The organism is Acinetobacter indicus (genome assembly GCF_009914475.1).
Lineage (GTDB): Bacteria > Pseudomonadota > Gammaproteobacteria > Pseudomonadales > Moraxellaceae > Acinetobacter > Acinetobacter indicus.
The window spans coordinates 1,768,733-1,791,802 of sequence record NZ_CP045198.1 but is presented as its reverse complement, the minus strand read 5'-3'; the positions used below and the strand labels follow the sequence as shown (position 1 = coordinate 1,791,802).

Here is a 23,070-nt window from a genome sequence, read left to right as displayed (position 1 = left end):
CACAAGAACATTTATGAAAAATTGGTTACAGGACAGTATATGACTGCGGTGTCGGGTGCTTATGCACAGCGCTTAATAATGACATTATTTTTGGTTTCATTCGGGATTTATCTGTTCCTTGCGACAGTCACCTATACCCCTTTTGATCCGGGCTGGATGCATTTGTCTAGTGATACCCAGCAGGTGTCCAATGCCAGCGGGGTCGCCGGCGCATGGATTGCCGACCTGTTGTTCGGCTTTTTGGGCTGGGCCAGTCTGCTGATTCCGCTGTACCTGTTTATTGAAGCCATTCAGGTGTGGTGGCCGCGTAGTTTCCTGAACCGTCCTTTCCGTTATGCGGCGCAGTTCTTTATTTTGCTGGCCACTGCCAGTCTATTGTATTTGTTCTGGCAAGTGCCGGCCGATACACTGGAAAATGCTTCTGGCGGGATTATTGGGTATGAACTGGGGCAGAGCCTGTCGCAGCTGCTCACTATTTATGGTGCAGCTTTTTTCCTGCTGGTGTTCTGGGGTGTCCTGTTTACACTGGCCTTTGGGATTAAATGGAACCGGACCTGGGTGACTTTAAAAGCCACGCCAGCTTATTTACAAGACCTGTTTTACCGTGATGTGCCTAAAGCTGATCAACCGGCACCGGTCGTTAAAAAAACAGTGGTGGCCGCTGCACCGGCTGCAGCCGAAGTGGTTACGCCGGCACCAGAACATCGTGAAGTCGAAGAAGCTCCGGTGGCACCAGCGGTGTCCCGTCATGAACAAGTGGCCGAGCGTCTGTTTGATGATATGGTCGAGCGTGAACAGCAGCGTTCTGCAGAGCAGGATCTGCTAGATGAAGAAGAGCAGGCCTTTGAGCAGACGGTCGAAAAAGCCCATCGCCTGACCCAGGACAGTCAGCGTGTGGTGGCAACCGGTGAAGTCTGGCGCGCCCTGAATGATGATGCTGACCAGAAGCACAGTCAGGATATTCATGAATTGTTGCGCGCCTCTCAGGACCAGATTCCGCACGCACCGAAAGATCATTTTAATGCAGTGGTCCAACCCGTGCATGATGCACCGCCTGCATCGAATACGCCGCAGTCTAATATTGACTGGGATGATGATGAAATCTTTGATGAATTGCTGGCTGCTGTACCGAATGGGAAAGCTGCTCAGGATCTGCACAGTCCGTTTAATAGTCAGTCGCAGCCTGAACCCGCGCCGCACATTCAGCCGGTGCCAGACGCACAAGCAGTTGAAATGCCATCGGCTGCCACAGCGCAGTATGCAAGCCCGAAAAACCGTCTGAGTGATGAAGAATTTGAAGGGCTGGATGATCTGTTGGTTGATGATCTGGAGCCAGAAGCACCTGCTCCAAGAACTACCAGCAGTTATGCGCAGTCTTCGGCCTTTGTACAGGCGCCAATCCAGCATCAGCCTGCGACGACCGCAACAGCGGCTGCACCAGTGGTCAATGACGCGGTGAAAGAAGCCTTATCGAAAGAAGAATTCATTGAGGCGTGGCATGAAACTGCCGGCAAACCGCAAGAAGAAGATGAATTTGACTTTGATGCGCCATTAACCGATGCCATGGGCCGTCCAATGTCGCGTGCCATGCAGGTCGCAGAGAAACGTCGTGATTTATCACCATTGCCAGGTCTGGAGCTACTGGATAAGGTCGATCCAAATAAAAAGGTCAACTTCACCGCAGAGCAGCTGGAGCGTTTATCTGAACTGCTGGAAATCAAGCTGCAGGAATTTAATGTCAAAGCCAAAGTGGTGGAAGCGCAGCCGGGACCGGTAGTTACACGTTTTGAGCTGGATCTGGCGCCGGGGGTAAAAGCCTCGAAAGTCACCAATATTTCCCGTGACCTGGCCCGTTCCATGTCGATGGCTTCGGTGCGTGTGGTCGAGGTGATTCCGGGCAAACCGTATATCGGTATTGAGGTGCCAAACAGTACCCGCGAAATGGTGCGTCTGATTGAGCTGGTGCAAACCCCGAAATTTGAAGATCAGGATGGCATCCTGTCGATGGCGATGGGTAAAGATATTTCTGGTAATCCGGTGATTACCGAACTGGGCAAAGCGCCGCATATGCTGGTTGCGGGGACCACCGGTTCGGGTAAATCGGTGGCGGTGAACTCGATGATTCTGTCGATGTTGCTTAAATACAAGCCGGATCAACTGCGTTTAATTCTGATTGACCCGAAACAGCTGGAACTGGCCAACTATAACGATATTCCACATTTGTTAACGCCGGTGGTAACTGACATGAAAGATGCGGTCAGCGCCCTGAACTGGTGTGTCAATGAAATGGAACGCCGTTATAAGCTGATGTCATTCCTGAAAATCCGTAAACTCAGCGACTATAATCGCAAGGTTGAAGAAGCACTGGCTAATGGCGAGGACCTGATTGATCCGACCTGGAAACCGGGCGATTCAGCAACCCAGGAACGTGCACCGCGCTTGACGCCGTTACCATCAATTGTGATTGTGGCGGATGAGTTTGCCGACATGATTATGCAGGTCGGTAAAAAAGCCGAAGAAATGATTACCCGTCTGGCGCAGAAATCACGTGCAGCTGGGATTCACTTATTGCTGGCTACCCAGCGTCCATCGGTGGATGTCATTACCGGTCTGATCAAGGCCAACATCCCGACTCGCGTGGCCTTGCGCGTGAACTCAAAAATTGACTCACGGACTATTCTGGATGCTGGCGGGGCAGAAGACCTGCTCGGTCATGGTGACATGCTGTTCCTTGGACCAGGTAAAATTGAACCGGAACGTGTGCATGGTGCCTTTATTTCCGATGATGAAGTCAACCGGATTTGTGATGCCTGGCGTGAACGGGGTTCACCGGATTATGTCGATGAAATTCTGACTCCATTTGATGAAGAACCAGCGTCACGTGGTTTTGAAGATGGTGGTGATGGCGGCTCAGACCGTGATGCGCTGTATGACCAGTGTGTGGCCTTTGTGCTGGAAACCCGTAAAGTATCGGTATCGTCTTTACAGCGTAAGTTTAGCCTCGGTTATAACCGTGCGGCGCGTATTGTCGATCAGATGCAGGAGCAGGGTATTGTCAGTGAACAGGGTCCGAACGGCAAGCGTGAAATTCTGGTTTAAGCTGTTCTCGATCTTTATAAACAAAGCCCACCAATAGGTGGGCTTTTTATCGGCAGTGCGACTTAAGCAAATTTTGCCAGTACTGCCAAGAATTCTGCGCTTTGGCGCGGGAATTCTGCAATCACGTCATGAATGCGCTGTCCTTCAGGATTGGTGGCATTTACATCACGGCCATCGGCAACAAACTGGGTCAGTAAGCGCTCATAGTCTGTTGGGCGCATATGTTTAAATGCATGGTAAAGCACATGGAAATCGGCATTCACACCATGAGGAGGAAGCTGATTCAGGTAGGCAAATACACGCTCATCTGACCATTCTTCATTGAATGTTGCTGGTTGAGACAATGCCATCGCAATCTCCTGGAATAGTTTTTCGAAATGAAAAAAAGGCAAAATATGAGTTCGCAAGAGGCAAAGTGTCTTTGTGCACTTTATCTTGAAGCACAGCTTCTCGTCTTGCGGCTGGGCAAATCCTTAAAGCAATGCTTTAAGTTTGCTATTTCCGCCTCATATTCTGCCTTGATTCAATTTGCTTGACTAATCAAAAATCAGATTATCGCTCTTCAGGCAAATTGATATTCATTTCAAGCATTTCAATGTTGGCTTCAGAACGTACCGACATTTGAATGTGCTGTTCATCGACACCGCGGACATAGCGGTTCACGACCTGCATGATTTCTTTTTTCATCTGGTCAATTTTGTCCTGGCTCAGGCGGCGGCCTAAACCATTTTCAGAAGCAACAATGACTTTTAAACGATCCTTGGCGGTTTGAGCACTTGATACTTTTTCTTCGCTGCTAAATAATTTACTCCAGAATCCTGCCATAATTACGCTCCAAATAATCGTGCTAACCAGCCTTTAGGTTTAGCAGTAATGTGACGGTATGGACGCTCTTCACCCAAGAAACGTGCCACCAGGTCATCATACGCCTGACCCGCTTCAGTTTCGCTATACAGAATGACTGGCTTACCTTCGTTAGATGCTTGCAGAACGCTTTTACATTCTGGAATTACACCTAAAGTTGGTACACGTAAAATATCTTTTGAAATATCGTCAATGGTGAGCATTTCCTGTTTATCGGCACGTTCCGGATTGAAACGTGTGATACATAAATGCTTACGGATACGTCCTTCGTTTTGTTCTACTTTTTTGGTTTTGCTGTCGAGCATGCCAATAATACGATCCGAGTCACGTACTGAAGAAATTTCAGGGTTGGTCACAATAATCGCTTCATCGGCATGGTACATGGCTAAAATGGCGCCACGCTCAATCCCTGCTGGTGAGTCACAGATAATGTAATCAAACTCTTGAGCAAGCTCATCCATGACACGTGCCACACCTTCATCGGTCAGGGCATCTTTATCACGAGTTTGAGAAGCAGGTAAAATATAAAGGTTTTCAATATCTTTATCGCGAATTAATGCTTGTTGTAAACGCGCTTCATTATTTAAAACATTCACAAAATCATAAACAACGCGACGTTCACAACCCATGATCAAGTCCAGGTTACGCAAACCCACGTCAAAATCGATAACAACAGTTTTGTGGCCACGTAGGGCTAAACCTGTTGCAAAAGATGCACTCGTTGTAGTTTTACCTACGCCACCTTTGCCTGATGTTACGACAACAATTTTCGCCACCGAATCCACTCCTGTTATGGTTTAAATCCCCCTTTTGTGTATGGGGTTTTTTGGTGTTTATTTATACATTAAAATTCCAGAGCTTCAAATACAAGCTCTTGGTTGTCATTTAGGTAAATATGTACCGGTTTTTTCGTTACGTGCGGGGGAATATCGTCCGCCACACAGTAAGTGCCTGCAATAGATACCAATTCTGCTTCTAGGGAATGACAGAAAATTCGTGCTGAACTGTTCCCACCTGCGCCGGCAATGACTCTACCACGAACGCTACCATAAATATGTATATTTCCTGAAGCAATCACTTCCGAACCGCTGTTAATACCAGCTTTCAAGATAATATCGCCCTGGTTCTGGACCAGACATTGACCGGTACGCAGAATTTCATCGTGATAAGAGGTCACATGCGAAATTCGTGCCGCTGCAGCTTCTACCACCGCGGCTTCTGCGGCAGGCGCTTCAGGTTCTGCCGGAGTTTCAATGACCTGTTCCTGGGTGGCTTTGATCTGTTGTAACTGACGATCTTGCGGAATTACCGGGAACTGGATGGCACGCGCCTGTTCCGACAGAATGCCTTCTACCACGGCCAGTGGCTGTACATTCAGATCAATCAGCAGTTGAATCAGGGCAATTAATTCCTGATCTACCGAACTTTCAATCACCGCCGGAATTTGGGGTGGAAACCCTTTTTGTAACATTGGGCTCAATTGCTGGCGGATCGCATCATGATCATCTGTATCTAAGCTAATGCGAATCGCATTGACCATTCTGCCTTTTATCCGTATGTCAGCCATAATGATTCCTTAAGACTTCTGACCTGTTCATTGTTGTCGAAGTAAATGTTGTAAATAGAGCAAATCCTAGAACAATTCGGCCGAATACTCTAGCCGAAGGTTTAAATATTTTTATTGCTGGCTATTCTTTGTCAGTTTCCTGCTCATTCAGGATCTGTTGCCACTTTTTCACTTTGACCTGTTTGCGAATAGCTTCCAGGGTTTCAAATACCGCAGATTCTACCAACGCATCAATATGCGGATTATGTTCAATCTCGATCTGGCTGACTTTGTCAGCAATATGCGCATAGGCCACATTATCTGGCAGGGTGTCATGATGGGCAAAAGGCTGAATCAGCCCTTGGGTAATATTTTCACCCAAACGTTGGCCAATGCTTTGAATCTGCCGTTCCATACGTCCGCCGACAATTGGCAGCAGGCGCAGTAACTGGGTCAGCTCCGGGGTATCTTCAATGGCCTGACTCACCACCTGACCGACATTTTCGGCAATGCTCTGACGCTGGCTCTGCAATTCTTTACCCAAAGATTGCTGCAAGATGTCGGCCAGTGCTGCGGCCAGCAGTTTGCGGTGCTGCTCGACCAGATCATCAATAAACTGGCGATGACCAGTGCTGCTGCTCAGTTCACGTTGCAGGTTATTGACAATGGTCAGCACAATCCGGCTCGACAGTTCTTCCATCACCAGGTTGTAATAAAAGTTGGCACGTCGGAAGATGCTGTCCGGGATGACCTTGTAGCCATGACTATATAGGTTGTAGCCAATTGCCACGGCACGTAATAAACGCAGAAAACGCAGCTGTGGCAGAATCGACAGCACTTCATACCAGTGTACGAAGGGGAAGAACCACCAGCGGGCATGATGCCGGAAAATAATCGCCAGGCCCCAACGTACCAGCAATTCGATAATCAGGAAGGTGGTAAACCAGCCTTCGGTAATAATGACCCAGGGACGCAGTTCCGTGCGATAAAACTGCAATACCTCCGGCAACTGAATAAAGTTGAAAAGCCAGTCACCAAAATCACTCATCAAAATGGCATTGGCACTCAGGCAGAACAGGTTGATGAGAATTAACGCCATCATAAAGATGTCGTATACCAGCACTACTTTCCAGCTCCATGAGTCCTTTCTGACAAAGTGAAAGGAAGATTTGATCACCGGCTCTTCGCGTTTCTTCATAATGCTTTTGGTACTCGCTTACTGCTCAGCAAATTTCTGTTTCATTTCATGAATGAGCTGATCTTTCTCTGTCCAGAGTTGATGCACCCAGTCCTGAAAACGTTCCCGATATGCGGCATCTTCTTCATAGTCACCACCCAAGACCCAGTCTGGAATGTCAATTTTTCGCAGATTGACCGCAATACGTGGCACTTCACCCAGCCAGAATTCACCATAACCCGGTGCGCCGTCCGGATACACAATGGTCATATCTACCAGCGCATCAATTTCATTGCCGAGAATATTCAGCGCCAGCGCCAGACCGCCAGCTTTGGGTTTCAGCAGATGCTGATACGGTGATTGTTGCTGATCATGCTTTTCCTGGGTAAAGCGCGTGCCTTCCAGATAGTTGAGCAGGGTAAATGGCTGGCTGAGCAGTTGCTCGCAAGATTTACGCGCTTCCAGCATATCGCGGTCTTTTAGCGCCGGATTTTTGGCAATCTGTTCTTTGGTGTGCCGTTTCATCATTGGAAAACCCAGAATTTTAAAGGCTTGTCCGACAAAAGGAATAAAGATCAGCTCCCATTTGGTAAAGAAACGGGTCAGTGGCATACGGGTTAAACCGAAATACTGGTTGACGGTGGTATCGACCCAGCTCTGGTGATTACAGGTCATTAAATAACGGCCCTGCATGCTCAGTTCCAGACCATCTTCAATACTGATGTCCCAGTGGGTATTGGGTAATACATGGTCAATCAGCCAGTTGTTGACACTCAGCCAGCTGTTGGTAATCTGGATATTGGTCTGGTCGACCTTGGCCGATTTCTTGAACAATTTGGTCAGGCCCAAAGCCAGTACCGGCGGTCCATGTAAAAAAGTGCTGCCGGTGATCACTGAGCTGACCGTAAGCCCTTTTGTGATTTTTTTTAAGAGCGGTTGCTTATTGGTTTTAGATGACATAAACAGTCCTGAATATAAAAACAACTTATACGAAGTTCTGCCCAATATAATTGTTGTTTTTAAAATAAAAAAGTGTTGAAGTGAAACTGTGTAGGAATTATGGTGAACTTATGCGTAGAACAACATGAGATTATTGCAAATTGTAAATAAAAGTTTATTTATTAACAAAAAATCAATGGTCTAAGCACTTTATTTCATCCAAACTTTCCCATATACGAAAAACACAAGTAAGGAGGCATGCGATGCGTGCACTAGCAATTTCAGCAGTAGTCGGGGCAATGGTATTAACAGGTTGTCAAACCACTGGTAATAACCTGGGCGGCGTAGAATATGACAAAACCGCATTAGGAACCATTATTGGTGCGGCAGCAGGTTATGGTATTTCTAAAGGGAACGCCAATACCAGCGCACAAAACAACCGTGCAGCAGCAATTGGTGCGGTACTCGGTGGGGCTGCAGGTATCTACTTGGACAATAAAGAGAAAAAATTACGTCAACAAATGGCTGGTACCGGTGTAGATGTTAACCGTAACCCAGATGGTTCTGTTGGCCTGATCATGCCAGGTAACATTACTTTTGATACCAACAAGTCAAACATCAAGCCAAACTTCTATGCAACTCTAGATAAAGTGGCGCAAGTCCTGACAGAAGATAACAAGAGCGGTATCTTGGTGACAGGTTATACTGACAGCACCGGTAATGACTCTATCAACATCCCGTTATCTCAGGCGCGTGCACAATCTGTAGCGAGCTACCTGGCATCTCGTGGTGTATCAACTGCACGTATTAATGCCCAAGGTCACGGTTCATCAAACCCGATCGCATCTAACGCAACTGCAGAAGGCCGTGAACAAAACCGTCGTGTTGAGATCAGCATTTACGCGATCCAGTAATTCGGTCCAGAATTCAAAAAACCACCTTCGGGTGGTTTTTTTTATGACCAGAAAAGCAGCATTTTAGATTAGGCAACTGTGGTGGAGATGACTATAATCGAGCTCGAACCGAAATAGAGGAAACACTATGTCACTGGCAAGTCAACTCAATGACAAGCAACTTGAAGCCATGAAATATACTCAAGGACCCTTGTTAGTGCTTGCAGGTGCAGGTTCAGGTAAAACCTCGGTGATTACCCGGAAAATTGCCTATCTGGTGCAGCAATGCCGTATTCCGGCGCACCGGATTACCGCCATGACCTTTACCAACAAGGCTGCGCGTGAAATGAAAGAGCGGGTTGGTAAGTTGCTGTCGCGTGAAGAAGCCAAAGGTCTTTCGGTCTCGACCTTCCATACGTTCGGTTTAAATTTACTGCGTTTAGAGCTGAAACATACCCCGCTTAAAGCCAACTTTTCGATTCTGGATGCCGACGACTGCAAACGCATTCTGATGGATCTGATGCATCGCGACAATTTATCGGGTGCAGAAAGCAAAGAGCTGATTGCGCGGGCCATGAAAATGATTTCGGACTGGAAAAATGACCTGATTCCACCGGAGCAGGCACATACCACCTGTGAAACGCCAGAAGATATCCAGATGGCGCATTTATATCAGCTGTATGAGCGTAATTTACGTGCCTATAACGCAGTCGATTTTGATGACCTGATTGTGATGCCAACCCGGTTATTGCAGGAAAATGCTGAAGTCCGCGATAAATGGCAAAACCGGGTGCGTTATTTGCTCGTCGATGAGTATCAGGACACCAACACCGCGCAGTATATTCTGGTCAAACTTCTGGTCGGGGTAATGGGACAGTTCACCGCCGTAGGGGATGATGACCAGTCCATTTACGCCTGGCGCGGCGCCAAACCGGAAAATATGGCGCTCTTAAAAGAAGATTTCCCAAATTTAAAAGTGATCAAGCTGGAGCAGAACTACCGCTCCACCAGCCGGATTCTAAAAGCGGCCAATACTGTAATTGGCAATAACCCGCATATTTTTGACAAAAAACTCTGGTCGGACAAAGGCCATGGTGAAGTCATCCGGGTGATTACCTGCCGCAATGATGATGATGAAGCAGAGCGCGTGGTCAAAGACCTGATCACGCATAAACTGATGAACGGTAAAAACTGGAAAGATTATGCGATTTTGTATCGCGGTAACTTCCAGGCGCGTATTCTGGAAACCCAGCTGCGCCAGATGCAGATTCCGTACAAGCTGTCAGGAGGTCAGTCTTTCTTCGCCCGGGCAGAAATTAAAGATGTGATGAGCTATTTACGGCTGATTATTAACCCGGAAGATGACAGTGCTTTCCTGCGCATTATCAACACGCCAAAACGTGCCATCGGCCCGGTGACCTTGGAAAAACTGGGCTTATTTGCACAGGAAAACCATCTGTCCTTGCTGGCGGCAGCAGGTGATCAGCGTTTGACCATGGCCATTCCGAAAAAAGCCACGACTCAGCTGGCCGAGTTTGCCGACTTTATCCAGAACTTTACCCGTGAATTGCTGGAAGATGATGAACCGGTGCCAATCATCCGCCAGATGATGAACGAAGCTGGTTATATCGACTACGTCAAAGAAAGCGCCGCCACGCCTGCGCAGGAAAAAACCAAGCTGGACAATATTGAAGTGCTGTACAGCAGTATTCAAAGCCTGATTAACCGCGCTGAAGATGTGGACGAAAAAAATATTGAAAGCGTGATCCGTAAAATGGTGCTGCTGGATATGCTGGAGCAGCAACAGGAGGAAGAAGACACTGACAAGGTCAACTTATTAACCTTGCATGCCTCCAAAGGTCTGGAATTTCCGTATGTCTATTTAATTGGACTGGAAGAGGAAATTCTGCCGCATAAAAACTCGATTGTGGCTGAGACGGTCGAAGAAGAACGCCGTTTGATGTACGTGGGCATTACCCGTGCGCGTCAAGGCCTCACCATTACCCTGGCCGAGCAGCGTAAGGCTGGCGGGCAGATGAAACAGATGACCCCAAGCCGCTTCCTAGATGAAATGCCACAAGATGAGCTGGAATGGCTGGGTCGCAAGAAAAAGCTGGCTGGCGATATCGATCCGAAACTGCAGGCCCAGCATTATCTGGAAAATTTACGTGCGTTAATTAAACGCTAAACCATTCATTGATATAAACAGGAATTACTGATGAAAGTTCAGGTAAAAGTGCTTGATGCACGTTTGGGCCAAGAATGGCCAATGCCAACCTATGCCACCTCTGGTTCGGCAGGTTTGGATTTGCGTGCCTGCGTGCATGAGACCACTGTCATTGAGCCGGGTCAAACCGTATTGGTGAAAACCGGTCTGGCGATTTATATTGAAGATCCGCATTTTGCCGGTTTAATTCTGCCGCGTTCGGGTCTGGGCCATAAACACGGTATTGTGCTCGGCAACCTGGTTGGCCTGATTGATTCTGACTATCAGGGTGAGCTGATGGTGTCGGTATGGAACCGTGGTCAGACTGCATTTAGCCTGGAACCAGGTGAGCGTCTGGCGCAATATGTGCTGGTGCCGGTGGTACAAGCCCAGTTTGATCTGGTTGAGGAATTTGAAGCCACCGAACGTGGTGCTGGCGGTTTTGGCCATACCGGTAAAGCTTAAAATCTGCTTGAATGATAAAGCCTAAACATTAGGCTTTATCACAACACGCTAGAAAGTAACGCAACAAACACTTAAAATTACATTTTGTAGCGTGAATTCTGTTTTCGGCCGCATAGAATCAGTTCTTATATTAACTTATATTAAAAAGCCTAAAACAATCATTCTCCCTATTCATATATAAAGTAGTTCTGCCATGGATATTCAACAGTCCAGTTTCCCTTTTCAGGTTTTCCGTGCTTACGACATTCGTGGCAAGGTGACTTTGCTGACGCCTGAACTGGTGCAAGCGGTGGCGTTGGGTTTGGCCGTACAAATTAAAAACACGGGCAGCACACGTGTGGTGATTGGTTATGATGCCCGTCTCAGCAGTCCGGCCTATGCCGATCTGATCATGCAGGTGCTCCAGCAGCAGGGTTTAAGCCCGACCTTAATGGGCTGTTGTTCCAGTCCGATGCTGTATTACATTGCCCGCCAGTTTGATGGCAATGGTATTATGGTCACGGCCAGTCACAATGCCAAATCTGACAATGGCATTAAATGGATTCTGGGCGGTGAACCCCCGACGCCAGACAAGATCCAGCAGGTGGCGGCTCATGCCAGCAACTATTTTCTGGCGCATCGGCAGCAGCCTGTGGCTGAACAGCTGCATCAGATTTATCCGGAATTTTGCCTGCAGTATCAGCAGGCGCTACTCGATGATATTCAATTACAGCGCCGTTTTAAGGTGGTACTCGATGGTCTGCATGGTTCAGCCGGCCGCTGTGCCGCGCTGGTCTTGCAAAAACTGGGCTGTGAGCTGATTACGATTCGTTGTGAAGCCAATGGGCATTTCCCCGATCATGCCCCAGATCCCTCTCAGGAAAAACATTTAAGCAAGCTGAAACAGGCGGTACAGCAGCATCAGGCAGATTTAGGCATTGCACTGGATGGCGATGGCGACCGTCTGGTTCTGGTCGATGAACAGGCCAAAGTGATTGGTGCAGACCGTTTGCTGGCATTGTTTGCCGAAATGTGTTTACAGCAACATCCACAGCATGAAGTGGTGTTTGATGTGAAGTGTTCGACCATGGTGCGTAACACGGTACGCGCGCTGGGTGGCCATCCGGTAATGATTCGTACCGGCAGCACCTTCCTGCGTCAGTATCTGGCGCAATCAAAGGGACACGCAGTGTTTGGTGGTGAATATGCCGGGCATTATGTCTTTAATGACGGGCGCGGCTTTGGCTATGATGATGGCCTGTATGCCGCGCTGCGGGTGATGGAATATTTAAGCCAGCGCCCGGAGCGAAGCCTGTCTGAACTGCTGGCCAAATATCCTGAACGCTGTTGTACTGAAGATACTTATATCAGCACTCACAACATTGCTTCAGCGCATGTTTTACATGAGCTTGAAACCTTAAGTCAGCCATTGGCCGCACAATTAAGTAAAATTGATGGCGTTCGACTTGATTTTGAAGATGGTTTTGGCATTATTCGAGCATCGAATACGGGCGAATATTTTACAGTACGTTTTGATGCCGATAATCCGGCACGATTAGCGGATATTCGTCATACCTTTGTTTCCATGCTGAGCAACCGTTATCCGCAGATTGCTCAAGACATTTTAGATGCTCAATAAGGAGAGGCGCATGCCACAGCAACAGACTGGCATCGACAAAGCACAGATTCTGACAGAAGCTTTGCCGTATATTCAACGTTTTATGGGTAAAACGCTGGTCGTGAAATATGGTGGCAATGCCATGACCGATCCTGAGCTGGAAAGTTCATTTGCACGTGACATTGTGCTGCTTAAAACGGTCGGTTTAAACCCGATTGTGGTGCATGGCGGTGGTCCACAGGTCGATTCCTTCCTGAAACAGCTGGGCCGTGAATCTGACCGTATTGATGGCATGCGCGTGACTGATCCGGCGACCATGGAAGTGGTGGAAATGGTGCTCGGCGGTAGCGTGAATAAATCTATCGTCAATTTAATTAACCAGCATGGCGGTCGTGCCATTGGTTTGACCGGTAAAGATGGCAACCTGATTCGGGCCAAAAAACTGCTGATGGAAAAAACTGCAGAAGATGGCTCAGTACAGAAAATTGATTTAGGCTTGGTCGGTGAAGTGGTCGGCGTGAAAACCGACGTACTGGAAATGTTTACCCAAAGCGATTTTATTCCGGTGATTGCACCGTTGGGCGTCGATGAAGACGGTAATACCTATAATATTAATGCCGATCTGGTCGCTGGTAAGGTGGCTGAAGCTTTGGGCGCAGAAAAACTGATTCTGTTGACCAACATTACGGGTGTACTGGATGCCAACAAGAATCTGCTGACCGGTTTAACCACTCAGGAAGTCGATCAGTTAATTGAAACCGGCGTAATTTATGGCGGTATGATTCCGAAAGTAGGCTGTGCGCTGGATGCTGTCAAAAATGGCGTGGTCAGTGCGCATATTGTCGATGGCCGTGTGCCACATGCCTCTTTGCTGGAAGTCTTTACTGACCATGGAGTGGGCACTTTAATTACCAACCGTGCCGCCAAACACTAAGAGTTAAAACAACTCAAGGTCTCTAAGGAGGCCTTTTTTTATGGCTGATTTTTGGTCATTGAATTGTCATCTGCATCGCCTAGTGTATAGGCAGAACATTAGGAGTGCTGATCGATGTTAGCCAAACTCAATCAATATCGACAAAATTTGAGTTTTCCTTTAAGCAAAAAAAATCATACCAAATATGATTTTAAAACCACAACAAAAACAGAATACAGCTTTGAATGGGTTGAAAATTTAAAACAGTTAAAAGAAGTACAGCAATTTCGTGCCGAGCAGTTTGCCAACCAGTTCGGTTTGCAGTTTGAGCATGGACTGGATCAGGATGTTTACGATTTTGGCTGCGAACATGCCGTATTAAGGGATAAGGCCAGTGGGGAAATTGTGGCCTATACCCGATTAAAACTGTTTCAGGGGTATGAACTGGCGCAAAGTTATAGTGCCAGCGAATTTGCCATTGAAGAGCAATTAAAGCATCTCAACAATATTGTGGAAATTGGCCGTACCTGCGTGCATCCACGGCATCGGGCCGGTAAAGCCTTATCCATTTTATGGCTGAATCTGGTGCCCAAAGTACTGTGGAGCATGAAAGCCCGCTATTTGATTGGCTGTGTTAGTGTGCGTTTAGAAGGCAATGAAGCGCGTGCCTATCATACCCATCAGTATATCCAGCAGTTAAGCGAACAGCAGCGCTGTAGCATTGCCTCGAAACAGGCGTATATTCCGCAGGCCTCTGAAATGACTTCGCTGAAACAGGGCCGGATTCCCAAGCTGTTTGATATTTACCTGAAAATGCAGGGCAAGCTGTCCACCGAAGCCTATTATGATCAGGAGTTTAACTGTCTGGATTATTTTGTCTTTGTCGAAATGAACCAGGTGCTAAAAAAGATGGTACTCAAGAAAAATACCCGCCACATTGTGGAATAAATAAAACTTTGCAGCGATTGTGATTTGCATGGCCTGACAGAGTCATGCACAATAAATGCAGTTTTAATCAGATGTTGAAGTCTTGTATGTGCCAGTTACTCGGAATGAATTGTGCAACACCTACTGATATTACCTTTTCATTTCGTGGTTTTTCACAACGTGCTGGCATAACTTCCGACCATAGTGATGGCTTTGGCATCGCCTTTTTTGAAGACAAGGCCTGCCGCTTATTTGTCGATAACCAGTCGGCAGTGGAATCACCGATTGCCGAGCTGGTACGCAACTATCCAATTAAATCACGCAATGTGATTGCGCATATTCGCAAAGCCACGCAAGGCAAAATTACCCTGGAAAATTCCCATCCCTTTATTCGGGAGCTGTGGGGACGCCACTGGATTTTTGCCCATAATGGCGATTTACACCATTTTGATCCAGCCTTAAGCGGTCATTTTACCCCGGTGGGCAATACCGATAGCGAGCGGGCATTCTGTTATTTGCTCGATCAGATGGTACTGAAATTCGGTTTTGTGGAACCGTCTTTAGAGCAGCTCTTTGAACTGCTGACCGAAATTTCCCCGAAAATTGCCGAGCATGGCACCTTTAACTTCTGTCTGTCTAATGGTCAGGCGCTGTTTAGCTATGCCACCACCAAACTGCACTGGCTGGTGCGTGAATACCCGTTTAAACCGGCACAATTAATTGATATTGATGTCGAGGTCGATTTTAGCCAGGTTACCACACCGGAAGATCGGGTGGCGGTGATTACCACTGAACCGTTGACTCAAAATGAAACCTGGCAGGCTTTTAGCCCCGGCGAAATGATTTTATTCCAGCAGGGACAGCCGATCAGAAAACAGCTGACTTATATTGAACGTTTGGAAAAAGAACGTCTGAATCCGGAATTAAAACGGATTACCCGCGCCGATCAATATTAATCTACTGTTGTATATTTTATTTTAAATAGTGCCGTATTTTATTTAAGTCTAAAAATACGGCAGAAAATAATAAAACGGTTAAATAATAACTGACTCTTTTGCTCAGGTTAAAATAATATAAACATTATAAAACAAGGATTTGTGTGAATTTGTTGGCAGAAATAGGAATCCCAAGTAAATCACTTCATTTTTATTTTAAATTAAATATGGCTACTATGCTCAAAGCTTATAAATCATTTGAATCAGGGGTGGTCGTATGAAAATGAAGTGGATTCCAGAATATAATACTGGCATCGATGTGATTGATGACCAACATAAACGTATTCTTGATTATATTAACGAAATTGTCGAGATTGGTGAAAATACCGATCGTGCCCGTATTAAACAGATTCTCGATAATATTATTGACTATACCCAGTCTCATTTTACCTTTGAAGAATCTTTACAAGAAGAAGCCGGTTATAAATACCGCGTACCACATAAACGCGTACATGACTTATTTATTAAAAAAATCGAGTCGTATCGTGAACGCTTTGAAATGGGGCATTCCATTGAAGGAGAACTGCACGAAGTGTTGTCAAAATGGTTAATTAACCATATTCAGCATGATGATGCAGATTATGTTGGCGCTGTAAAAGAAAATATGATGGGTATTATTCAGGAAAAAGAAAAGAAAAAAGGTAAAAACTGGTTTGCCCGTTTCTTCTCATAAACAGAATAAATTACTGCACAATTAATAAAACCAGAGAACAACAATATTGGACTAAAAACTAGCGCAGCAAACCATTGATGGCAATGGTTTGCTTTTTCTTTTTTAGTTTTTGATTTTCCCGGGTGACAAGGGCAAAATAGCGATAGATTTTTATTAGGAAAGCATCATGCAGGACAATGCTATGTCACGATGGTTATCGCCGCTGATGGCATTTTGTTTATCATTTATTCTGATTGCCACACTGGCACCGGTCACTGGCATTCAGCTGGAACGTCAACTGGACTTCTGGCTGCTGTGGTTGGGTACCATGCTGGTGCTGGCCTTGCCATTGACCTATATGGAAATTGCGCTGGCCAAGCGCTCAAAAACTACAGCCTTGCAGGCTCTATCCAGTTTGACCCGTGATGCCGATGCCTCTGCACAGTGGCGTCTGGTGGGCTGGCTGGCCGCGGTGTTTATTCCATTTTTAGCAGGCGCGATGCTGTTTAATGTCAGCCAAATGCTGACCCAGCTGGCACTGCCAACGATTCTACCGTTGTGGATTTTTATTGGCTTGGCACTGGTTGCCCTGGCATTGTCTTTTATTTCGCGTCTGCTGCTGCTTGGCCTGACTGCGGTCGGTGTGATTGCTGCCTTTATTCTGGCGCAAGTGATGGGTGCTCCGGTTGCTGAATGGCAAATGACCGCGCTTGAGTTTGGCGAGTGGGGCAATGCCACAGTACTGGCGTTGGTGGCCAGTGGCCTAGGTCTGGGTCTGTACTGGCAAACCAGTTTGCCGGCGGTACAACAGCAACAGGTGGCGACCAAAACCGTGTTCCCGATCTGGCTGGCGCAATTACTGGCCGTGATTGCCTTTGCTTTCTTTGCCGCGACTGCTCAGCTACCCGCTTTTGCGCTGGCTTTTGCTGTGGTGATGGCTGCTGCGCTCATCCTGCAACTGGCACGTGAACAGTTGGCACAGCGTCAGATTGCAGTGGCAATTCAATGGATCATTCTGCTGGCAGCCACGTTGATCTGGGCCATTCCAGGTCTGGCCAGTGTGTTAAATCCGCTGCTGATGATCTGGGGCCTGGTGATTTGTCTGATTTATGCGATTTTCGCCGGTTGGATCATGAAAATCAGTCATTTGCGTAAATCCATGAACTTCAGCAGTGAAGCCTTTTATAACCTGTGGCGTATTGCCATCCGTATTGTCTTGCCACTGGCAATTATTGCTGCGCTGCTGGCCGTGATTGGACAAATGTTCTGATGACTGCGCAGTATGTCTGGGTGGCTTTTGCCTCAGCCGAACAGCAGTTTCATCTGGCAGTGCCGTATCAAAATGGCATGACTGCGCTGGATGCGATTCAGCAGAGCGGGATTAGCGAACAGGTCAGTTTGCCTGAACCGCTGCAACTGGGAATTTTTGGTAGCCGTTTAACCGATGCGCAGCAGCCACTGCAACCGGGTGACCGGGTCGAGATTTACCGGCCGCTGACCATTAATCCGAAAGATATCCGCCGCAAACGAGCAGCGAAAAACCCGGTGGGCCGCTATGCCAAAGGCAATCGCTTTAAGCAATTGAGTTCATAAGAAAAACCCCTCACTGAGGGGTTTCTTTTTATCTGAAAGGGGCTATAGTGGGGGCGCGGTTAAAATTGCTTCTTTTGAACCCGGTAAGCCTGGTTGCTGTTCAGGAATGGTTTCTAAACCTTCAATTTTCTGCACAATACCGGTTTGATCGAAGTAGATTTTTAAGTGTTGACCTTGTGCAGCGGGAATCTTGGCTTTTTTAGCATAGGTTCCTGGGATATAATGGTAAATATAGTCCCAACGTAAAGGATTCATTGGATCTGAAATGGTTGGGCTACCCAGCAAAAAGCGGACCTGTTGGTGGCTCATGCCGACCTGAATTTTTGCAGCTTGTGCTTGGGTTAAGGGGGTGCCTTGAGGAATATCTACTTTATAAACGCCCAAGGTCGAACAACCCATGAGCAATGAAGTGACGAATAACGTCAACATGACTTTTTGCATTTTGCTACACTATCCCAATTAATTATTGATGCATTCGATCCAAGCATAGATCATACTGCATCTTAACTTTGTTGCATATTCCAACTTTAATTTTGTTGAGAGACCTTTTTTCATGCCTATTTCAAATCAAGATCTACGCAAAGCTGGCCTTAAAGTTACACTTCCACGAATTAAAATATTGGAATTATTAGAAAATTCAAGACAACATCACTTAAGCGCGGAAGATATTTACAAGACTTTACTCGAACAGGGTGAAGATGTGGGTTTAGCAACTGTGTATCGCGTGTTAACACAGTTTGAAGCCGCGGGGATTATCGAGCGTCATAATTTTGAAAATAATCATTCGGTTTTTGAAATTATGCAGGAAGATCACCACGACCACCTGGTATGCCAGAACTGTAATAAAGTGGTGGAATTTACCAACGACGTGATTGAACACGAACAGCATGAAGTGGCGAAAAAGTTTGGTTTTGAACTGACCGGTCACTCACTGAATTTATATGGCTACTGCGATGCGCCGGAATGCCGCGAAGCGTTCCGTAAAAAATAAGCGCAAAATAGCCAATCAATAAATCAACTCATAAAAAAACAGGCTGAAGATCAGCCTGTTTTTTTGTCTAAAATTATTGTCCGTCGAAGGTAATATTTGAAGTGGCATGCATTAAACGCTCGCCGCCTTCTTCCGACAGCTTGATTTGCAGACGCAAATCGTTTGGCGAGTCGGCATGTTTCAGGGCATCTTTGTAGCTGATCTGCTTGGCTTTATATAGGTCATACAAGGCCTGGTCAAAGGTTTGCATACCCAACTCACGTGAACGCTTCATCAGGTCTTTAATTTCGTGCACATCGCCTTTACGGATTAAATCGGACACCAGTGGCGAGTTAATCAGCAGTTCAATCGCGGCACGACGTGAGTTGCCATCAATAGTAGGAATCAGCTGCTGTGCCACAATGGCTTTCAGGTTCAGTGATAAATCCATAAACAGCTGGCCATGACGGTCAGCCTCAAAGAAGTGGATAATCCGGTCAATGGCTTGGTTGGCGTTGTTGGCGTGCAGGGTGGCAAATACCAGGTGACCGGTTTCGGCAAAGGCAATTGCATAATCCATGGTTTCACGTGAACGGATCTCACCAATCAGGATCACATCTGGGGCCTGACGCAAGGTGTTTTTCAGTGCCACTTCAAACGAATCGGTATCAATGCCTACTTCACGCTGGGTAATAATACAGCCGGCGTGTTCGTGCACAAATTCAATCGGGTCTTCAATGGTGATGATATGACCTTTGGAATTCTGGTTACGATAACCAATAATTGACGCCAAAGAGGTCGATTTACCGGTACCGGTTGCCCCGACAAAGATGATGATGCCACGTTTGGTCATGGCCAGATCTTTTAAAATCGGTGGCAGTTTCAGTTCTTCCATGGTCGGAATTTTGGTTTCAATCCGACGCAGCACCATGCCCGGTTCATCACGCTGCTGAAAAGCGCTGACACGGAAACGTGCGCTTTTATCACGGTTGGTGATGGCAAAGTTACATTCACGGGTATCGGCAAATTCCTTGCGCTGCTTGTCGGTCATAATCGAGTTGAGCAGCTGGCCGACAATTTCCCCGGTCAGTTTGGATTTGGCCACTGGCACAATCTGGCCGTTAATTTTCATGGAAGGCTCAACATCGGCCGTAATAAACAGGTCCGATGCTTTTTGCTGAATCATTAAATTCAATAAATCATTAAAGTCCATAGCGCTGTCCTGGCTTCCTGCACACGATTAGAGGAACGATTCTGGCTGTTTCGCCACAGTACGCGCGGTCTGTGGACTGATCACGCCACGGCTGACCAGGGCTTTCAGGCTCTGGTCCAGCGTACTCATACCGTAGTTGGCACCGGTTTGAATGGCCGAGTACATCTGTGCAACCTTGTTTTCACGAATCAGGTTACGGACGGCCGGAATCCCGATCATGATTTCATGCGCCGCCACACGGCCACCGCCATTTTTCTTGAGCAGGGTTTGTGAAATGACCGCCTGTAAAGATTCAGACAGCATGGCACGCACCATATCTTTTTCTTCGGCCGGAAAGACGTCAATCACACGGTCAATGGTTTTTGCCGCCGAGGTGGTATGCAGGGTACCAAAGACCAGGTGACCGGTTTCTGCCGCGGTAAGTGCCAAACGGATGGTTTCCAGGTCACGCATCTCACCGACCAGAATAATATCCGGGTCTTCACGCAGCGCCGAACGTAGTGCTTCATTAAAGCCGTGGGTATCACGATGCACTTCACGCTGGTTGACCAGACATTTTTTAGACTGATGCACAAATTCAATCGGGTCTTCCACGGTCAAAATGTGGTCATAGCGGTTGTCATTGATATAGTCAATCATTGCCGCCAGGGTGGTCGATTTACCCGAACCCGTCGGCCCTGTGACCAGCACTAGACCACGTGGATAGTCACAGATATCTCTAAAGATTTGACCCATTCCCAAATCTTCAATGGTCAGCACTTTAGAGGGAATGGTACGAAACACCGCGCCGGCACCGCGGTTCTGGTTAAATGCGTTAACACGGAAACGCGCCACGCCCGGGACTTCAAACGAGAAGTCGGTTTCCAGGTTATCTTCATAATCACGGCGCTGTTTGTCGTTCATGATGTCATAGACCAGCTTGTGGACTTCTTTATGTTCCAAGGCGGGCAAATTGATGCGGCGTACTTCACCATCCACACGAATCAGTGGCGGCATGCCTGCCGACAGGTGTAAATCCGATGCCCCATTTTTTGCCGAAAAGGCCAATAGTTCTGTAATATCCATAAGTTCCCCGAGATCATATAAATCTTAATTATTTTGTTAGAATAATACGGCTTTCCCTCAGCTTAACCAACACCTAGCACGAGGGCAAAGTAAAAAAGATGAATGAAAATGAGAACCGCATCAATGAATAGCCTGCAAAAATCGCGTCAACATGTGTTAGAACAAATTCAGCATGCCTGTCAGCAGGCGCAGCGTGACCCGGCAGAGGTCCAGCTGCTGGCGGTTTCCAAAACCCATCCGAGTGCTGTGCTGCAGGAAATGTACCAGACCGGACAGCGAGCCTTTGGCGAAAACTATTTACAGGAAGCGCTGGAAAAAATTGAGGCGCTGCAGGATTTAGAGATTGAGTGGCATTTTATTGGCCATGTGCAGCGCAACAAAACCAAACATCTGGCTGAAAAATTTGCCTGGGTGCATGGGGTAGACCGGCTGATTATTGCTGAGCGCTTGTCCAATCAGCGCAGCGATCAGCAGGCGCCACTGAATATCTGCCTGCAGGTCAATATTGATGGACAGGATAGCAAAGATGGCTGTAGCCCTGGCGAAGTACCGGCGCTGGTCGAGCAGATCAGTCGGTTGCCGAATTTACGTTTACGTGGCCTGATGGTGATTCCGGCACCAAATAACACTGCCGCCTTTCAGGATGCCAAACAACTGTTTGATACGGTCAAGGCGCAACATGCACAGCCTGCAGATTGGGATACGTTAAGTATGGGCATGTCCGGTGATTTAAATGCAGCAATTGCCGCAGGTTCGACCATGGTGCGGATTGGTACGGCATTATTTGGTGCGCGCGATTATTCGAAATAATGCTGCATCACAATATTCAGCTTATTGTTTGACATCACAGTCCGCTTAGGACAAGTGTCGTTCAATCCGGCGTGGTGGCTCCAGTTTTTGCGCCACCAGCCAGGCAAAACCAATCAGCACCGCCATTGTGATAATCAGGCTGAGCAGAGCTACTCCTAAACCGTGCTGCAGCGTAAACGGAAAACAGCCCAGGATAAAAATCAGCAACGGGAAATGGGTGATATACAGGGTATAGGAAAACTGCGCGGAAGCCGGCCAGATCACCTGAATCTGCCGTTCACCACGCGCCAGTTGTAGCAGCCAGCAGGCCGCTGCAATCCCGATACACAGGTTAAACAGCCTGAAATTTTCGCCAGTATAGTACTGCGCCAGATAAATGGAGTGAAACTGGTAGGCATCAAACAGGGCAATCAGCAGCGCCAAGAGCAGAAAACCGGATTTAAAATAGTGCAGTTGGGCGGCTGGAATCTGTTTGCTCCATGCCGGACTGGCAAAAGCAAAAGCCAACAACCAGACCAGAAAATAAATCAGGAACTGGATATTGAGCAGGCTTAAGCCAAGCAGCAGGGTTAAAAACAGCAGGATGCTCCCAGGTCTGAATGTCACCAGACAACCGGCCAGAACATAAAACCAGACTTCATAACTCAGGCTCCAGAGGGCAGCATTGGCCGATACGGTCGGCGTTACAAAACCATTGACGAAAAACAGTGAACCGAGAAAATCGGCTGCACTAATGTCATAGCTGTGCCGGATCATAAAGCTTTGGCTCGCCTCAATGTTATGGGAGCCGGATGCAAAGAAATAGGGCGCCAGTGCATACAATAACAAGGTCAGCAACATGGCAAATAAAAATGGTCCCAGAATACGCTGGCAGCGTTGCCGGCTATAGGCCAAGCCTGAAAACTGTCGATGGCGATGGATATTGTGACGGGTGGAATGTCCAATCAGATAACCGCTTAGAACAAAGAACATCATCACTGCGGCTTGTCCGAGCAGACGCACACCCGAATAGAGGGTTTGATCCAGCGGACCAATAAAGGCCTGAAAACAGTGGCTGAACAGCACCAGAATGGCACTCCATCCGCGCAGGCTTTCCAGCTGCAGGCTGAGCTGCGGCGAGAGCGGACGATAGTGCCAGAACATGGT

General features: G+C 47.3%; 23 protein-coding genes. 13 read left to right on the top strand and 10 right to left on the bottom strand.

Features of this window, described 5'->3' with window-relative positions:
* Positions 1-39 precede the first annotated feature (39 nt).
* Complete coding sequence (locus GA693_RS08915) at positions 40-3,099, top strand: DNA translocase FtsK (protein ID WP_160241043.1); 3,060 nt, start codon at positions 40-42, stop codon at positions 3,097-3,099.
* A gap of 62 nt (positions 3,100-3,161) precedes the next feature.
* Here GA693_RS08915 and GA693_RS08910 read toward each other — a convergent pair whose 3' ends face one another.
* The 6 genes from GA693_RS08910 to GA693_RS08885 all read right to left on the bottom strand — a co-directional run bounded on the left by GA693_RS08910 (position 3,162) and on the right by GA693_RS08885 (position 7,646).
* Positions 3,162-3,449 (bottom strand): PA4642 family protein, encoded by a 288-nt coding sequence (locus GA693_RS08910; protein WP_005179823.1) that lies wholly within the window; start codon positions 3,447-3,449, stop codon positions 3,162-3,164.
* A 202-nt stretch (positions 3,450-3,651) separates the two neighbouring features.
* A complete protein-coding gene (gene minE / locus GA693_RS08905; protein ID WP_160241044.1) occupies positions 3,652-3,924 on the bottom strand; it encodes a cell division topological specificity factor MinE in 273 nt (90 codons plus the stop codon).
* A gap of 2 nt (positions 3,925-3,926) precedes the next feature.
* Positions 3,927-4,739 carry a septum site-determining protein MinD gene (gene minD / locus GA693_RS08900; RefSeq protein ID WP_005179808.1) on the bottom strand — a complete coding sequence of 271 codons (813 nt, stop codon included), beginning with the start codon at positions 4,737-4,739 and terminating at the stop codon, positions 3,927-3,929.
* A 68-nt stretch (positions 4,740-4,807) separates the two neighbouring features.
* On the bottom strand, positions 4,808-5,530 hold the full coding sequence (minC, locus tag GA693_RS08895; protein WP_005179806.1) for a septum site-determining protein MinC: 723 nt from the start codon (positions 5,528-5,530) through the stop codon (positions 4,808-4,810).
* A gap of 121 nt (positions 5,531-5,651) precedes the next feature.
* Positions 5,652-6,707 (bottom strand): hypothetical protein, encoded by a 1,056-nt coding sequence (locus tag GA693_RS08890; protein WP_035363269.1) that lies wholly within the window; start codon positions 6,705-6,707, stop codon positions 5,652-5,654.
* An 18-nt stretch (positions 6,708-6,725) separates the two neighbouring features.
* Positions 6,726-7,646 (bottom strand): acyltransferase, encoded by a 921-nt coding sequence (locus tag GA693_RS08885; RefSeq protein WP_005179793.1) that lies wholly within the window; start codon positions 7,644-7,646, stop codon positions 6,726-6,728.
* Positions 7,647-7,888: 242 nt separating this feature from the next.
* On the opposite strand from GA693_RS08885, the gene GA693_RS08880 reads away from it, so the two are divergent.
* The 10 genes from GA693_RS08880 (at position 7,889) to GA693_RS08835 (ending at position 17,866) form a co-directional block, all read left to right on the top strand.
* Positions 7,889-8,539 (top strand): OmpA family protein, encoded by a 651-nt coding sequence (locus tag GA693_RS08880; protein ID WP_104472555.1) that lies wholly within the window; start codon positions 7,889-7,891, stop codon positions 8,537-8,539.
* A 127-nt stretch (positions 8,540-8,666) separates the two neighbouring features.
* Positions 8,667-10,706 (top strand): UvrD-helicase domain-containing protein, encoded by a 2,040-nt coding sequence (locus GA693_RS08875; protein WP_005179787.1) that lies wholly within the window; start codon positions 8,667-8,669, stop codon positions 10,704-10,706.
* A gap of 30 nt (positions 10,707-10,736) precedes the next feature.
* Positions 10,737-11,189 carry a dUTP diphosphatase gene (gene dut, locus GA693_RS08870; RefSeq protein WP_005179786.1) on the top strand — a complete coding sequence of 151 codons (453 nt, stop codon included), beginning with the start codon at positions 10,737-10,739 and terminating at the stop codon, positions 11,187-11,189.
* A gap of 193 nt (positions 11,190-11,382) precedes the next feature.
* Entirely contained in the window at positions 11,383-12,807 is a 1,425-nt protein-coding gene (locus GA693_RS08865; protein ID WP_005179784.1) for a phosphomannomutase/phosphoglucomutase, read from the top strand.
* A 10-nt stretch (positions 12,808-12,817) separates the two neighbouring features.
* Positions 12,818-13,720: an acetylglutamate kinase gene (argB, locus tag GA693_RS08860; protein ID WP_016659457.1), complete on the top strand. Its 903-nt coding sequence runs from the start codon at positions 12,818-12,820 to the stop codon at positions 13,718-13,720.
* 114 nt (positions 13,721-13,834) lie between these two features.
* Positions 13,835-14,647 carry a GNAT family N-acetyltransferase gene (locus GA693_RS08855; RefSeq protein ID WP_160241045.1) on the top strand — a complete coding sequence of 271 codons (813 nt, stop codon included), beginning with the start codon at positions 13,835-13,837 and terminating at the stop codon, positions 14,645-14,647.
* An 86-nt stretch (positions 14,648-14,733) separates the two neighbouring features.
* Entirely contained in the window at positions 14,734-15,582 is an 849-nt protein-coding gene (locus GA693_RS08850; protein ID WP_075168090.1) for a class II glutamine amidotransferase, read from the top strand.
* Positions 15,583-15,838: 256 nt separating this feature from the next.
* Complete coding sequence (locus GA693_RS08845) at positions 15,839-16,294, top strand: bacteriohemerythrin (protein WP_005179777.1); 456 nt, start codon at positions 15,839-15,841, stop codon at positions 16,292-16,294.
* Positions 16,295-16,460: 166 nt separating this feature from the next.
* Entirely contained in the window at positions 16,461-17,543 is a 1,083-nt protein-coding gene (locus GA693_RS08840; protein ID WP_127800517.1) for a hypothetical protein, read from the top strand.
* Positions 17,543-17,866, top strand: a complete 324-nt coding sequence (locus GA693_RS08835; RefSeq protein WP_005179774.1) for an RnfH family protein — start codon at positions 17,543-17,545, stop codon at positions 17,864-17,866. Before GA693_RS08840 ends, GA693_RS08835 begins: the two co-directional genes overlap by 1 nt.
* 42 nt (positions 17,867-17,908) lie before the next feature.
* Here GA693_RS08835 and GA693_RS08830 read toward each other — a convergent pair whose 3' ends face one another.
* Positions 17,909-18,307: an outer membrane protein assembly factor BamE gene (locus tag GA693_RS08830; protein WP_005179773.1), complete on the bottom strand. Its 399-nt coding sequence runs from the start codon at positions 18,305-18,307 to the stop codon at positions 17,909-17,911.
* Between the two features lie 112 nt (positions 18,308-18,419).
* Here GA693_RS08830 and fur point away from each other — a divergent pair, with 112 nt between their 5' ends.
* Positions 18,420-18,857 (top strand): ferric iron uptake transcriptional regulator, encoded by a 438-nt coding sequence (gene fur / locus GA693_RS08825; RefSeq protein ID WP_005179771.1) that lies wholly within the window; start codon positions 18,420-18,422, stop codon positions 18,855-18,857.
* Positions 18,858-18,930: 73 nt separating this feature from the next.
* On the opposite strand, the gene GA693_RS08820 is transcribed toward fur, so the two are convergent.
* Together GA693_RS08820 and GA693_RS08815 are read right to left on the bottom strand one after the other, a co-directional pair.
* On the bottom strand, positions 18,931-20,049 hold the full coding sequence (locus GA693_RS08820; RefSeq protein WP_005179770.1) for a PilT/PilU family type 4a pilus ATPase: 1,119 nt from the start codon (positions 20,047-20,049) through the stop codon (positions 18,931-18,933).
* 27 nt (positions 20,050-20,076) lie between these two features.
* A complete protein-coding gene (locus tag GA693_RS08815) occupies positions 20,077-21,114 on the bottom strand; it encodes a type IV pilus twitching motility protein PilT (protein ID WP_160241046.1) in 1,038 nt (345 codons plus the stop codon).
* Between the two features lie 123 nt (positions 21,115-21,237).
* Between GA693_RS08815 and GA693_RS08810 the strand changes: the two genes are divergently transcribed.
* Positions 21,238-21,924, top strand: a complete 687-nt coding sequence (locus GA693_RS08810) for a YggS family pyridoxal phosphate-dependent enzyme (RefSeq protein ID WP_005179764.1) — start codon at positions 21,238-21,240, stop codon at positions 21,922-21,924.
* Positions 21,925-21,969: 45 nt separating this feature from the next.
* Here the strand turns inward: GA693_RS08810 and GA693_RS08805 are convergent, their stop codons facing one another.
* Positions 21,970-23,067, bottom strand: a complete 1,098-nt coding sequence (locus tag GA693_RS08805) for an acyltransferase family protein (protein ID WP_160241047.1) — start codon at positions 23,065-23,067, stop codon at positions 21,970-21,972.
* Between the last annotated feature and the right edge of the window lie 3 nt (positions 23,068-23,070).

Coding starts and splice junctions, on each gene's coding strand:
- GA693_RS08915 (WP_160241043.1), top strand. CDS start 40: ATGACTGCGGTGTCGGGTGCTTATGCACAGCGCTTAATAATGACATTA.
- GA693_RS08910 (WP_005179823.1), bottom strand. CDS start 3,449: ATGGCATTGTCTCAACCAGCAACATTCAATGAAGAATGGTCAGATGAG.
- minE (WP_160241044.1), bottom strand. CDS start 3,924: ATGGCAGGATTCTGGAGTAAATTATTTAGCAGCGAAGAAAAAGTATCA.
- minC (WP_005179806.1), bottom strand. CDS start 5,530: ATGGCTGACATACGGATAAAAGGCAGAATGGTCAATGCGATTCGCATT.
- GA693_RS08890 (WP_035363269.1), bottom strand. CDS start 6,707: ATGAAGAAACGCGAAGAGCCGGTGATCAAATCTTCCTTTCACTTTGTC.
- GA693_RS08885 (WP_005179793.1), bottom strand. CDS start 7,646: ATGTCATCTAAAACCAATAAGCAACCGCTCTTAAAAAAAATCACAAAA.
- GA693_RS08880 (WP_104472555.1), top strand. CDS start 7,889: ATGCGTGCACTAGCAATTTCAGCAGTAGTCGGGGCAATGGTATTAACA.
- GA693_RS08875 (WP_005179787.1), top strand. CDS start 8,667: ATGTCACTGGCAAGTCAACTCAATGACAAGCAACTTGAAGCCATGAAA.
- dut (WP_005179786.1), top strand. CDS start 10,737: ATGAAAGTTCAGGTAAAAGTGCTTGATGCACGTTTGGGCCAAGAATGG.
- GA693_RS08865 (WP_005179784.1), top strand. CDS start 11,383: ATGGATATTCAACAGTCCAGTTTCCCTTTTCAGGTTTTCCGTGCTTAC.
- argB (WP_016659457.1), top strand. CDS start 12,818: ATGCCACAGCAACAGACTGGCATCGACAAAGCACAGATTCTGACAGAA.
- GA693_RS08855 (WP_160241045.1), top strand. CDS start 13,835: ATGTTAGCCAAACTCAATCAATATCGACAAAATTTGAGTTTTCCTTTA.
- GA693_RS08850 (WP_075168090.1), top strand. CDS start 14,734: ATGTGCCAGTTACTCGGAATGAATTGTGCAACACCTACTGATATTACC.
- GA693_RS08845 (WP_005179777.1), top strand. CDS start 15,839: ATGAAAATGAAGTGGATTCCAGAATATAATACTGGCATCGATGTGATT.
- GA693_RS08840 (WP_127800517.1), top strand. CDS start 16,461: ATGCAGGACAATGCTATGTCACGATGGTTATCGCCGCTGATGGCATTT.
- GA693_RS08835 (WP_005179774.1), top strand. CDS start 17,543: ATGACTGCGCAGTATGTCTGGGTGGCTTTTGCCTCAGCCGAACAGCAG.
- GA693_RS08830 (WP_005179773.1), bottom strand. CDS start 18,307: ATGCAAAAAGTCATGTTGACGTTATTCGTCACTTCATTGCTCATGGGT.
- fur (WP_005179771.1), top strand. CDS start 18,420: ATGCCTATTTCAAATCAAGATCTACGCAAAGCTGGCCTTAAAGTTACA.
- GA693_RS08820 (WP_005179770.1), bottom strand. CDS start 20,049: ATGGACTTTAATGATTTATTGAATTTAATGATTCAGCAAAAAGCATCG.
- GA693_RS08815 (WP_160241046.1), bottom strand. CDS start 21,114: ATGGATATTACAGAACTATTGGCCTTTTCGGCAAAAAATGGGGCATCG.
- GA693_RS08810 (WP_005179764.1), top strand. CDS start 21,238: ATGAATAGCCTGCAAAAATCGCGTCAACATGTGTTAGAACAAATTCAG.
- GA693_RS08805 (WP_160241047.1), bottom strand. CDS start 23,067: ATGTTCTGGCACTATCGTCCGCTCTCGCCGCAGCTCAGCCTGCAGCTG.